The 11,872-nt window shown below is 57.7% G+C and carries 11 protein-coding genes; 7 read left to right on the top strand and 4 right to left on the bottom strand.

Annotation, left to right across the window (positions count from 1 at the left end; translation table 11 throughout):
* Positions 1-318 precede the first annotated feature (318 nt).
* The gene (locus ABJK56_RS03090) at positions 319-1,794 is read left to right on the top strand and encodes a hypothetical protein (RefSeq protein ID WP_347243200.1); all 1,476 of its coding nucleotides are present in this window, start codon (positions 319-321) and stop codon (positions 1,792-1,794) included.
* Between the two features lie 131 nt (positions 1,795-1,925).
* On the opposite strand, the gene ABJK56_RS03085 is transcribed toward ABJK56_RS03090, so the two are convergent.
* Both ABJK56_RS03085 and ABJK56_RS03080 read right to left on the bottom strand, forming a co-directional pair.
* A complete protein-coding gene (locus tag ABJK56_RS03085) occupies positions 1,926-3,299 on the bottom strand; it encodes a Gfo/Idh/MocA family oxidoreductase (protein WP_347243199.1) in 1,374 nt (457 codons plus the stop codon).
* Positions 3,300-4,036: 737 nt separating this feature from the next.
* Complete coding sequence (locus tag ABJK56_RS03080) at positions 4,037-4,777, bottom strand: hypothetical protein (protein ID WP_347243198.1); 741 nt, start codon at positions 4,775-4,777, stop codon at positions 4,037-4,039.
* A 1,895-nt stretch (positions 4,778-6,672) separates the two neighbouring features.
* On the opposite strand from ABJK56_RS03080, the gene ABJK56_RS03075 reads away from it, so the two are divergent.
* Both ABJK56_RS03075 and ABJK56_RS03070 read left to right on the top strand, forming a co-directional pair.
* Complete coding sequence (locus ABJK56_RS03075) at positions 6,673-7,248, top strand: sigma-70 family RNA polymerase sigma factor (protein ID WP_347243197.1); 576 nt, start codon at positions 6,673-6,675, stop codon at positions 7,246-7,248.
* Positions 7,249-7,362: 114 nt separating this feature from the next.
* Positions 7,363-7,812, top strand: a complete 450-nt coding sequence (locus ABJK56_RS03070; RefSeq protein WP_347243196.1) for a hypothetical protein — start codon at positions 7,363-7,365, stop codon at positions 7,810-7,812.
* Between the two features lie 29 nt (positions 7,813-7,841).
* On the opposite strand, the gene ABJK56_RS03065 is transcribed toward ABJK56_RS03070, so the two are convergent.
* Positions 7,842-8,063, bottom strand: coding sequence for a Flp family type IVb pilin (locus ABJK56_RS03065; RefSeq protein WP_347243195.1), 222 nt, complete (start codon positions 8,061-8,063; stop codon positions 7,842-7,844).
* Positions 8,064-8,529: 466 nt separating this feature from the next.
* Here ABJK56_RS03065 and ABJK56_RS03060 point away from each other — a divergent pair, with 466 nt between their 5' ends.
* The 4 genes from ABJK56_RS03060 (at position 8,530) to ABJK56_RS03045 (ending at position 11,320) form a co-directional block, all read left to right on the top strand.
* Complete coding sequence (locus tag ABJK56_RS03060) at positions 8,530-8,808, top strand: acylphosphatase (protein WP_347243194.1); 279 nt, start codon at positions 8,530-8,532, stop codon at positions 8,806-8,808.
* Positions 8,809-8,988: 180 nt separating this feature from the next.
* Positions 8,989-9,960: a hypothetical protein gene (locus ABJK56_RS03055; protein WP_347243193.1), complete on the top strand. Its 972-nt coding sequence runs from the start codon at positions 8,989-8,991 to the stop codon at positions 9,958-9,960.
* 25 nt (positions 9,961-9,985) lie between these two features.
* Entirely contained in the window at positions 9,986-10,132 is a 147-nt protein-coding gene (locus tag ABJK56_RS03050; RefSeq protein WP_347243192.1) for a hypothetical protein, read from the top strand.
* Positions 10,133-10,186: 54 nt separating this feature from the next.
* Positions 10,187-11,320 (top strand): GNAT family N-acetyltransferase, encoded by a 1,134-nt coding sequence (locus ABJK56_RS03045; protein ID WP_347243191.1) that lies wholly within the window; start codon positions 10,187-10,189, stop codon positions 11,318-11,320.
* Positions 11,321-11,370: 50 nt separating this feature from the next.
* Here ABJK56_RS03045 and ABJK56_RS03040 read toward each other — a convergent pair whose 3' ends face one another.
* Positions 11,371-11,838 carry a hypothetical protein gene (locus ABJK56_RS03040; protein WP_347243190.1) on the bottom strand — a complete coding sequence of 156 codons (468 nt, stop codon included), beginning with the start codon at positions 11,836-11,838 and terminating at the stop codon, positions 11,371-11,373.
* Between the last annotated feature and the right edge of the window lie 34 nt (positions 11,839-11,872).

Raw genomic sequence — 11,872 nt, 5'->3', positions numbered from 1 at the left:
TGTCTAATCATATCCGCCGCAGACGCACTTGCCACGGTATTCGTAAAAATTTTCTTATTTTGTGTAGACGGTTTGTTTTTGTTACTTTGTGCTGAATGCGGGGATCCTTCCGTAAAAATCTCGTTGCCGGACGAGAAAGGCCTGCGATACCCGCAAAATTCTCCTTTTCTTCCGGGATTGCCCGAAGATTTTGGAAAACTTTGACGATTCTATCGATCAGCCGGAGTCGCGCAGTCCGACGGAAACTGCCGATTAGGCGAAATGCAGGAAAAGAGATTGTGCCGGTGTGCAGCTTCGCAGTGAGACAGCGATTCGACCATGTCCGACCCTAGGAGTGAGGAGAGAACGGCCGTTCCGGAAAAGGAATCGCTCGCCAGCGAGGCGACGCCGTTCGGTCCTGAGGTTATGGTCTCCGCACGAATCGATCCTGCTCACTCGACCGGGCCGGAACCCAACTCTCCCGCTCAGAACCGCACCGAAGACGCAGCCGATTATGCTGGGGAGAAAACCTCGTCTGCGGAAGCCGGGCTGCTTCCGGAGCTTCTTCTGGAAACCGAAGAGCCGGGGGATATTCCGGTCACACAGGAGCATCTCCGCCGACAGGCACGGCAACTGGCTGAATATCTGCGGCGTCGCCAGGCGGATCTCGACCGCCGGGAGGCTCGACTTAACGCGCAACTTGCCCAACTGGAAAACGATCTGCGGGCCACTCGCCTTTTGCATGCGGAGCGCCTGGCGGATTGGGAAGAGAAACGACGGGCTCTGGCGGACGAGGCAGCCGCTGTTGCTCGTCGTCGGGCGGATTTGGGAGAGCGCGAGGAACAGCTTCAACAGCGGGAGCACCTTCTCGGCCAGTGGGAAGAAACCCTCCGCCGACGTGAACAGGAACTGCGGGATCGGGAAGAGGAACTAGAGCGCCGTAGAAAAGACCTTCTCCAGCGCGAGGATTCCCTGCGTTTGCGGGAAGAGGATTTGACGGCCCTGGCAGTCCTGGTGGAACCGGCCCCGACGGGATCCGCCGGGACTCTGCCCGCTTCCAATCCCAGATCGTCGTCCCACTACGAGGAGGCGGAGTTACGCCAACTACTGAACGAGGCGAGGAATCTGCTCCAAGAACTGCGGGAGGCACGCAAGTGTTTTCGGCAGGAAGAGCGGCAATGGCGTCGCCAGTGGGCCGAGGAGCAACGTCGCGCACTGGCCGAACTCGAAGAGCAAAGACAATCGCTCCAGCGTCGCGCTCACGCCCTCTCCCAATTCCATGAAGAACTCGTTCGACTCCGGCGGGAAATCGAGGCCAAACAACTGGCGGCCCTTGAACATCACCTGGCCGCTCGGGAGGCAATTGCCGCGGTCGCGCCTGAGAGAATTGCGGAGGTCACCCAAAAAATTCTTTCCCTTCGCAAAGAGCGCGAGGCTCTTCTGAAAGAGCAAGCGGAGCGACAGGAGGAGAAGGAGCAAAAACTTGCAGAACTCCATCACCGAACGGAAGAACTTCTGAAGCAGGTTCGCGAGGAAAAAGCCCGCCTGGAAACCGCTGTGGCCGCACGATGGGAGGAACTCGACCAACTGGCCCAGCAGTTGGCCGAACAAAAACGCAGGCTGGCCGAGCAGGCGGCGCGGCTTGCGGAACGCGATCATGCATGGCGACTGCATCGACTCGGCTACCGGGCTCAGATCAGAGAGCTCCGCCGCCAGTTACGGACAAAGGCCGAACGCGGCTCGACAACCGGCTCATCCCGGCGGTCCACTACTTCCGGCACATCACCCTCCTCGTCGGGTTTGTCGGACGGTTAGTCGAACGTGTTGGCTGGTCCTTTTTTAAGATCGAAAAAAACGGGATCTGACCGGATAGGCCAGACCCCGCCGAATTGTCTGCGTTTTTCTCACGAATCACAGGCATCGGCGCGGACCGATGCCGCGGCGAATCAGTACTCGCGATCGGTTTTGATACCGGGCATCGGTTGCGGATACATGCCGATAGCTTCATCAAACTGAACCGGGGCCGGCGAATCGTCGGTGAATTTGTCGACGTCCGGCGCCAGTTCGTGCGGATGATTGAGTGCTTCCTCGTAGGTGACGATTCGACCGAAGTGGGCGGCCATCCGTCCCATGGTGGTTACCAGACTGGCCTGCACACCGCGTTCTACTTCGTTGTACGGCTGATCCTTGATGATTGCCTCGATGAGGTCTACCCATTCCATTTGGTAGGGGTTGGGTTCCGGTTGCGGGAACGCCCAGATAAGTTTGTCCTGACTGAAATCCTGGCCCGTGAACGTGCGGACCCGGCCCGGGGTGTGAGCAGACGTAGAGATGATGCAGCAGCCCTTCGTCCCGTGGCCGTAGCTGGCGAACTCGTTATGGCAGCCGGCCATCTGTCGGCCGAAGTAGAAGAGCTTCGTTCCATCGGGATAGGTGTATTCCACGGAGTAGGTGTCAAAATTCTGATCGACGGCATCGCCGCGATAGTGTCGGCCGCCCAAAGCATGGGCTTTGACGGGCCAGGCGCCCTTCATCCAGGAGCATTCATCAATCTGGTGGATGTAGAAATCGCTGTAAACGCCGCCGCTGGCCCAGATGAAACTGTGGAACTGGCGGATTTGGTAACGGAGCTCGCTGATGTTATCGGGTTTGCGTCGGATGTTGGCGGCCGGGCCGCCCATCCGGTACGCGTGCAGAAACTGGATTTCGCCGATTTCGCCATCCTCAATGCGTTTCTTCAGCTCCTGACGTCCCCGGCAGTGACGAACCATCAGGCCGACACCCACTTTGAGATTCTTCTCCACGGATTTTTTACCGAGCTCGAACATCCGGCGTGACGTGGGGCCGTCAACGGTGACTGGCTTTTCCATAAAAACATTCACGCCTTTTTCGATGGCATAGGTGAAATGCACCCAGCGGAAAGCCGGCGGAGTTGCAAAAATGGCCACATCGCCTGGCCGCAGGCAGTCCATGGCTTTCTTGTACGCGTCGAATCCCACGAACAGGCGGTCCTCAGGCACGTCTACCTGATCTGGGAAGCGTTCTTTAAGGCTTTTGTGGCTGCGGCTGACGCGGTCCTCGAAGACGTCGGCCATGGCCACCAATTTGATGGGGACGTTGAGAATTTTTTGAACCGACATGGCGTCCCCAGCAGCCCCCGTCCCGCGACCACCGCATCCGATGAGGGCGATTTGAATGGTGTTGTTTTCCGCAGCATGGACAGCCGGGATAGCGGTCCCTGCGAGGGTGGAGAGCGCGGCCAACTGGCCTGTGGTCTTGAGGAAGTTCCGTCGCGTCGTGCCGTGGGTGACGTCGTTCATACTGATCCTCCTGTCGTGCATCGAGAGATTGGTCCGAGAGACTTACGTTTAAAATTCCCGTAGCCGACCATAAGCGGCAGGACAGGTCGCCGCAGGAAAGTCGCGTTGCGAGCCTTGCCAATCCATGCATGGCACTGGAGAGCACGGAACATGGGGGCAAAACCGATGGATTCATTGTCGCCAATGAAGAAGAGCTGTCAATAGAGAGGCGATCTGAGTCATCGCCACTTGTCTCAGCGTCATTCAGAAGCCAAAGGCTCGATGTGGTGTGGGGGCGATTCATGAAGGAGCCCGACCGGAGAGTCCTTGCGGCGTCGGTCATAACGGAAGAGGTGATTGAGGGTCAAGAAAGTCAAGAAAACAAATCACCCCGGCTGACCTTTCATGACTTCCTGTCGAGTCATCTCGCGTGAAACCCTGGGAGCGGCGTCGGTCGGTTGGTGGCGTGGAGGATGTCGGTTCCTCTGGGCTCCCACTGATCTCCGTTAGTGACTCGGCAAGGCGTCTTTCGGTTAACCGGGGTGATCAATCTGGGGATTTTTTGTCAGGGAGGACGAACCGCTGGACTGAGTTGCTTATCTCACAGGTCGCATCGGGCAGGCTCGTCGTTTGCTCTTGGATGCTGTGGACTCAAGGTGGGAATTTTTCAGGCAGGAATTTTTGGTAGGTGATTAAGGTGGGATTTTCGGGTGGGATTTGCGAAGGTTGTTGTTTCAGGGGATTGGTGGTGAGTTGACTTACTTGTTCATGGCCACGTTGTTGATCTGCGGCGGGTAAAGGGCCTCGTTCCGCAGGCCGTCCAGGAATTTCTTCCCGGCCAGGTATTCCGCAGGGCTGACCTTGGCGATTTCCTCCCGGAGCATGCTGCTCAGAATCTCCACATTCTTCCGGACCTCGCTGTAGAAGGGACTCGCAGCCCCATGGTCGGCGGGCTGACGGGCAGCGAAGAGTTCCTCAATCGCTGCTCGGTACTGGGCATAGCGTTCACCCTGGAGCACCGCAGGCCAGTGAATCGTGTGGGTCACAGGATCCAGCTCCGCAGGGGTGAGACGGTTCGGCTTGACTTGAATGGCTGCTGTCTGCTGAGCGGGATGCTTGCTTTCGCCCGGGCTGGGAGTGGGTTTGTTCTGCAGTGCCAGATAGGTGTCCCGCGCTTGCTTGCGGTCCCAGTAGGTCTTGGCGTATTTCAGCGAGTTGTCGATTTGGATGGCGTTGCATTCGAGATGGGCCTTACGTGCCTGGGCAAGACTGACCTGGGCATCAGCCTGCGCTTTCACCATGGCGGCCTGCGCCTGTACCAAGGCCGCGTAAGCCTGAATGAGGGCCGCCTGACCTTTGGACAGTTCCATCTGCGACGCGGCATAAACGTAGGTCTCATTCTCCCACGCCTGGGGTACGGCTGCCTGGCCGAAGGCCTTAGCCGCAACCATTCCCAACACGCACACACAAACGGCGGAGAGGGTGACGAAACGTGTCATGGTACGGACTCCTTGTGCTGGAAGGTTCCACAAATACCGAGACGCAACTTCACACGACCAAAAACCGCTGGTTTCCGAAAAATTCGCTGCAGTCTTGACATATAGGGTGAATACCCTAGATTTGCTGCGCAGCTACTCTTGGGGAGGGTGAGCGTACCGCTCAAGTTTGTTTCAGGTGGGACTTCTTGGAAGGATTGTAGGTGGGACTTCTACTTGGTGAGTGCGAGGGTACTTCCTCGTTGAGGGTTTGGGGGGCCATTCTCAAGCTAGGTTCAGCCACACCCTGGGCTCGATAATGTCATCGCTCCTTGTGCTGTGCCGATCACCTCCTTTCTGCCGTTACTCCAGACATCCTGCTTTTCTTCCGTTTGGTAGTCCCTGCCCTCGAGAAAGTAGCCGGAGGCTCATCTTTGGGCAGGGATGGATTCTCTCGGAGTGGCGTATGTGTTCATGTGTTCACTGTACCGGGTCGACCGTCGTCGCGTAGGGCAACGGCCTAGTCTTGTTTCGAGCGTCGACCTGGGAGGCCGCCGGACCCACGACAGCCTCCCAGGGCGGAGGCGGTGCCTCAGGGGGTCGGTCCTAGGCGGGATTTTGTGTGACCGACCGGCGGGAAGCGGATGCTCTTCGCATCCTGTGGCATGGAACGTGTTTTCATGTTCATCGGGTGGATTGGTCTCGCACGCCCATGTTCTGCATGGGCTGTCTTTGTGGTGGCGGGACCTTCAATCTCCCATTTGCTTCGGGTGAGGATCTGCGAAATTGCTTTCACACGTTACCGCAGATCGGATGTAACAGGGGGGTCAATCGGGAAGGTTTTCTGTCAGGCGGGAGCCACGCTTTGCTTGTCGTGGCCGGTGCTAGTGTCGCTGCGAATTCTTTGAAGCTTGTCTCGTTCGCCTTTGCTGTGCGATGGAGGATTTACAGGATCACGGGGTTTGCCGCAAGTCCAATTTTTCGTTTTTCGCTGCCAGGACTTATTTCGGCATTCCTTGGTTTCAACCCTCCATCCAGATTTATCGGAAAGATCGCTTCAGGTGTTTCGTCTTTTGTTTTCGGTGGGTTCGTTTTGTCCCGTCGTCCTTCTATCGTACAACCGGACGGAACTTTTACCGAAAGTTTTTCCGGGCTGCAACAGGAGTTTTCTAGAACTGGTCGTGCTCGTCACGCTGACATTGTCGCATGAAAGACCGAGCTGGCACCTGAGGAATACGCTTGCGATTGGTGTGGTGCGTGAGAATCGCGCGACTTTTCTCTCGCGGTTCTCAGATGGGTGGATCATGGCCGCTTGAAGGGAGATGAAGTCTTCCGCGCTGAGGCGGTGTTTGGTCGCAGAATTCTGAATAAACCGCTGTGGATCCGCTCAGGCGCAAGATGGCGTTTCGAGGAATCGGGTGGCAACCCGCCGGCCGGTCCGCGCATCCAGAGAATTGAATTGGCCCTGGGGGCAGCTCTAGCAAGTCTTAGGCCAAATCTCCGGTATTCCCCCCAAGCTGGTGCCCGCGGTTAGCCCAGAGCTCGGAAAAAGCGGTGACTTTTGCGTTATAACCGGTAAAATTGAGCGAGGAGGGACGATAGAATGGTGAAGCGAGCAGAGAAGAATACTCCCCCACCTGAGACATTTCCCACCTTGATTGAGCACCACTGACGGACGCGACATGGTGCTGTCAGCTGGTCCATCGCCAACGGGCATTACGGAGCGGTGCGACGGACCATCATATAAGCCGGTTGAATAAGTTGGGAACGGAAAACCGGGCTGAAACGTTGGCACAGCGAGGAATTGCTCACGCTGACTTAGAGAATTTGACCCTCCGTCACGGACGACGTTGCATGGCTGGACGCCAGCCCGCCGGATTTCGCATACCCTCCATGGTCCGAGCGAGAGGAGTCATACCATGGGAGCCGTCGCCGATTATGTGTCCGAGGTGCGGGGCTGGGCCGATTCTTCCGTTTCGCAGGCGACCAGGGACCGGACCGAAGAGTTTTTGGGGTATTTCACCCGGTATCATGGGCGGATATTCGGATACATCTTCAGTATGGTGCCGAACGAGCAGGATGCACGGGACATTTTCCAGAAGGTGTGTCTTTTGCTCTGGCAGAAGTTTGAGAATTTCGATCGGGAAGCGGATTTCTTCGCCTGGGCCTGTGGCATGGCCTACAATGAGGTGAGGAACTATTTCCGCGTCAATTCGCGTTCGCGCCTCTCGTTCAGCCAGGAACTTCTGGATAAAATGGCACAAGAGCGCGAAGATCCCGAGGAAGGCGACCGACGCCTGGAAGTGCTTCGCCGCTGCCTGGCGGAACTTCCACAGCATGAGCGGGACCTGCTGCTGGAAGTTTATGCGGAAGGTCGCCCGATCCGGGAAATCGCAGAGCGACGCGGGAAGGCAGCGCAAACGCTGTACAACCGCCTCAACCTCATCCGTCGGAAACTGTTCGCTGAGGTTCAACAGGCCCTGGCCGAAAACTGACGTGGATGCTGCCTCTGCTGACGAGTCATTTGTGAGCGGATGCTGCGCTTGCGGACTGCGCGAAGCAGAGGGCGCTCTCGTCGGTCGGCCAATTGGAAAGATCCCGATCGAGCCATGCTCTCTAGCAAAACCCGCGATGAACTTCTGACTCTTCTGGATGCCCTCGTGAATGAGACAATCACCACCGAGGAGCACCGTCGGCTGGAAAGTCTGTTGCTGGCCGACGCGGAGGCCCGCGAGCTGTTCCGGCAGTATCTCGGGCTGCACTGCCAGCTTCGCCAGTTGGCACAAAGTTGGGCGGAAGAGAAATTGCTCCGGCTGACCGAGGCGATCGAGTCCGGTGCCCCTTCGCCGCCCCCGATGTCCGCTCCAGATTCGCCGCGTCCTGGCCTCATCTACGGAGTGATTCTCAGTCTACTGGTGGGCTTTGCGGCTGGGGTGCTCTGGTTCCGACACCTCACTGCGGAGAATTCTGTTTTGCCCTCAGGGAAGTCTGACCAGCCGACGACCACGGTCAGTCAGAGTCTTCCCCCGCCAGACCGTCTACCCCATGCTGCCCCGTGATCCGTCGGCATTCGTCCACGGCAGGTGCTCTAGGGGATAAACCCCACGGCCTGAAGACCACTGATAATCCCGGACCATAGCCCGTTGGTCTGGCTTCCGACCTGACTGATGGCGCCGATCATGACGGCCAGCAGCAACGCCAGCATGACGGCGTACTCCACGGTCGTCGCGCCATCCTCCTCGCAAATGAATTGGCTCAGGGAACGGGGTAACGGAGGTGTTCGCCGAAACGAAAGAAGAGAATGACTCATGGGATCGTCTCACCGGATTGTCATTCAGGTCGTGATACTTGGAGTTCCCGCGTGCCGCCTCACGGGCCGCGCCCGGTCTTCTGACACGCCGTCGCGCGAGTCTGAAAAGCCGTGGGCACACGGGTTCGACGGGAAAAGGCTCCATGACAAACCTAGTTTTTTTGAGAAGGAGCGTCAAGTCGCAGGCGGTGACCAGCTCGTGAAAATGGTGGGCGAAGTTGTCGGGTGAAGGGGTCCAAAACTGAGTCATTGCGGGATCCCAGCAATTGATATGGATGAGGGTGAACGGCGCGGGCCTCACATTTGGCCGGTGGCACACTCTTCCCGTCTGTGTGCTGAAAGTCCCATAATGAAAAAAAGAAACAGCGGGCAAAAGCTGTCGCATCAATTACTACTATTGTGACCATTAAGCGAATAGATTCGCCATGATGTGGTCTTCCCCGTAACGAGAAGGCAGGCCGGAGCTATGGAACAACGGGAGATTTTCTTTTCGGGAATGGTTCAGGGAGTGGGCTTCCGATACACGACGCAAAGAATCGCCGCCCGGTATCACGTCACAGGCTACGTGGAGAACCTTTCGGATGGGCGCGTTCACCTGGTGGTGGAGGGGGATCCACAAGAGATTGATCGGTTTGTGAGTGAGATTTACCAACATCTGGGAGGTTTCATTCGCTCGGCAGACGTGAACCGGGGACCGGCCACACAGAAATTCCAGAGGTTCTCGATCCGTTACGGCACGATGTAAGCCCCCTGTTTCCTCCGCAACAGGGCACCCGCCAAAATCTGGCAAAATTGCTTCCTGTGAACCAGAATAAGAAGGAGAGCGTAACGCGAAACACGCGGTGGCCAGTGATCGAAGTAGTGTTTCTGGTGAAAAATCAGGGTATTGAACCCCCTTTTGGTGTATTTCTCGCCGATGTGGATTATGAACGCACACCTCCCCGTAGCGGATTGGTTGAGTTCGCTGCAAACGCTCTTCGCGATGCTTCCTGTGTGGATCAAGCCCCTGTGGATCGTCGCGGTGGGCGTCGTGGCGGCCGTGGTTGGACTGTGGGTCGGGCTGGCCCTTTTGGGACGGCTGGCCCCACGGGTGGCTGCCATTTTGCGGACAACCAGCAAAGAAGCAACATCGCAGCCTCTCTTCTACATACTTCTGTCGCTGGGAATCGTGATGCTGCTTCTGTCGCCGATTCTCCCGTACAACACGTTCGGTGAGGACATCAAACTCCTCAAAGCGGAGGGATTGACGTTCATCAAGCTGCTGGCGATTGTCATGGCGGTGTGGACCGCTAGTGTGTCCATCGCGGAGGAGATCGAAGGGCGCACCGCTCTCACCGTGCTCAGTAAGCCGGTGGCGCGATGGAAAATGCTAGTTGGAAAGTTTTTGGGGGTGATGCTGCCCGTTACGGTGATGTTCATCGTGCTGGGAGCCCTATTTTTGTGTGCGGTCTCCTACAAAGTGAAGTACGATGCAAGGGAAGTTGCCCGTCCTGAACCCACCGTCGAGGAATGTCGTGGGGAGATTCTCCAGAGCGTCCCCGGCCTGGCGCTGGCTTACCTGGAGGCCCTTGTGATGGCCTCCGTGGCGGCAGCCATATCCACCCGATTTCCGCTCCTTCCCAATCTTCTGGTGTGCGCGTCGATCTACGCGCTCGGTCATCTTTTGCCAACAGTCGTCATCGAAACGGCGGATCGCCTCGAGTTTGTGGCATTTGCGGCGAAACTTCTGGCCGTCGTTCTACCGGGATTGGAGTACTTCAGTATGGAAACGGCGATCGCCACGGGACGACTGGTCTCGTGGGATTATTTGGCCCTGGCCGGTCTGTACAGCCTCGTTTACATGGGGTTGACCATGGTCCTGGGGTTGCTCCTGTTTGAGGACCGTGACCTCGCTTGAGGGAAAGATCAGACGATACGATTGCATGTCGGTGTTTCTTTTGGGCAGCGTGAACTTCCTGGGGGGTCATTTTTTCAACGCCGTCGCCGACATCCTGCCGGGTTTTTCTGCGTCTTCTTACGAGAAAATCACCGTTGTTTCCGGTACAGGCATGGGACTTGCACTGGATTAGGGACGCGGTTACCTTTCTCCGTTAAGTGCGTGCCCTCGAAGGACGTCCTGTGCCATGGTCCATGTCGCCGAAATCACGCGATGGGACGACCTCATCCCGTTCCGGCTTGTCTGGCGCGAACTTTGGGGAAAGACCCCCCGGGTCTCGTTCTTTCAGAGTTTCGAGTGGTTCTCCGCCGCATGGAAACACTTCGGCGACAGGCAGAGTTTCCGCGTGCTCGTCATTTCCAGCGGAGACAAAGTGGTCGGCCTCTTGCCGCTTGTCCTTCGTCGGGAGTCTTCCCGACTGGGGGCGTTCCATGTTCTGACGTATCCCCTGGATAGCTGGGGTGACTTTTTTGGGCCGATCGGACCGCATCCCACGGCGACCCTGTTGGCCGGGCTGCGCTATCTTGCCGAGTCACGAAGAGATTGGGATGTCCTCGACCTGCGATGGGTCGATCAGGACCGCTGCGATCATCTCCGCACCCCGATGGCCATGAAACAGGTCGGTTTCACGCCGCTCGCGCAGATCTGGGATCGGTCCGCGGTGATCGACGGTCGGATCGGATGGGCGGAGTACTGGGCCACCCGCAGCAGCAAGTTTCGCAACAATCTGCGGCGGGCGGAAAAACGAGTGCTAATACGTGGGCGAGCAGAGCTGGTGCGCTACCGTCCCGCCGGTGCCGCCCGGGGAGAAGACGATCCACGGTGGGATCTGTTCGATGCGTGCGTCGATTTGGCATCCCGCAGTTGGCAGGGCCACCAGGATCAGGGTAAAACGCTTTCCCACGAATCCGTCTACGGTTTTCTCCGCGAGGTCCACGAATCCGCGGCCAAGCTGGGCTGTCTGGACCTCAATTTGTTAACCGTGGACGGTCAGCCCATCGCCTTTGCCTACAACTACGTTTGCGGAGGACGGGTCTTCGGTCTGCGCACCGGATACGATCCCGGTTGGGCGGACGCCAGCCCCGGGAATGTGCTCAAACTGTGGATGATTCGCGACTCGTTTGAACGAGGAGACGAAGAGTTCGACCTGGGACCTGGGAATCTTTCCAGCAAGCAACCGTGGGCGACCGATTTCGTGGACAGCTATCGCTACACGTACTTTTCGCCCTGGTCCCCTCGCGCGCAACTTCTTCGCTGGAAGCGCTGGTGGGACAGCCGCCTGCTCTCCACCGAGCAGCGTCTCGCCCGGTGTTCCGCGTGAGAATTCTTCTTCCGCGATTCTCCGCGTGTTGCCCAACGGAATCGCGTGAGTCAGGAGCCAGGCGATGACAGGCTAATCTCCAGGGTTTGTTGGGCCTGACCGGTGATGGTCACCTTCTGATTGTTCCCCCTGGCATTGGGCGGGATTTGGGGAGCCGCCTGAATTTGTTGTCCGCGGGCCGCCATTTGGGCCATCTCTTCACTGCTTTTGGGGAACTGCATTTTGCCGCCGCCCGTGACGGACACGATCTTTTCCCCGGGAAGAACACCAGAAATCGAGAATTTTCCCTCCTTAATGGGACCACCTGCACTGGGCCCCTTTCCGTCGGCGGGCGAAAGGGTGATGTAACCTTCCTCCACCGGACGGCCGTCAAATGTCACCGTCCCGGAGACCGTCACCCCGCTGGATTTGCCGCATCCCGAGACAGCGACCAGGACGAATCCCATAAGAAGGACGAGTCCCTGGGCTAACCTGAAAAGAGATGGCCTGGTAATCGCGCGTAAATCGTGCGAGATCATAGTGCGATCCCTCGTTTCACCGTGTTGCGATTTG

It is taken from the genome of Thermogutta sp. (genome assembly GCF_039793925.1).
Lineage (GTDB): Bacteria > Planctomycetota > Planctomycetia > Pirellulales > Thermoguttaceae > Thermogutta.
This window is presented reverse-complemented; position numbering and strand designations above follow the sequence as displayed.

What these genes read in the sequence shown, in the direction of transcription:
- ABJK56_RS03045 (WP_347243191.1), top strand. Translation starts at nt 10,187, where the DNA reads ATGGTCCATGTCGCCGAAATCACGCGATGGGACGACCTCATCCCGTTC.
- ABJK56_RS03085 (WP_347243199.1), bottom strand. Translation starts at nt 3,299, where the DNA reads ATGAACGACGTCACCCACGGCACGACGCGACGGAACTTCCTCAAGACC.
- ABJK56_RS03065 (WP_347243195.1), bottom strand. Translation starts at nt 8,063, where the DNA reads ATGAGTCATTCTCTTCTTTCGTTTCGGCGAACACCTCCGTTACCCCGT.
- ABJK56_RS03090 (WP_347243200.1), top strand. Translation starts at nt 319, where the DNA reads ATGTCCGACCCTAGGAGTGAGGAGAGAACGGCCGTTCCGGAAAAGGAA.
- ABJK56_RS03075 (WP_347243197.1), top strand. Translation starts at nt 6,673, where the DNA reads ATGGGAGCCGTCGCCGATTATGTGTCCGAGGTGCGGGGCTGGGCCGAT.
- ABJK56_RS03050 (WP_347243192.1), top strand. Translation starts at nt 9,986, where the DNA reads ATGTCGGTGTTTCTTTTGGGCAGCGTGAACTTCCTGGGGGGTCATTTT.
- ABJK56_RS03060 (WP_347243194.1), top strand. Translation starts at nt 8,530, where the DNA reads ATGGAACAACGGGAGATTTTCTTTTCGGGAATGGTTCAGGGAGTGGGC.
- ABJK56_RS03040 (WP_347243190.1), bottom strand. Translation starts at nt 11,838, where the DNA reads ATGATCTCGCACGATTTACGCGCGATTACCAGGCCATCTCTTTTCAGG.
- ABJK56_RS03070 (WP_347243196.1), top strand. Translation starts at nt 7,363, where the DNA reads ATGCTCTCTAGCAAAACCCGCGATGAACTTCTGACTCTTCTGGATGCC.
- ABJK56_RS03055 (WP_347243193.1), top strand. Translation starts at nt 8,989, where the DNA reads ATGAACGCACACCTCCCCGTAGCGGATTGGTTGAGTTCGCTGCAAACG.
- ABJK56_RS03080 (WP_347243198.1), bottom strand. Translation starts at nt 4,777, where the DNA reads ATGACACGTTTCGTCACCCTCTCCGCCGTTTGTGTGTGCGTGTTGGGA.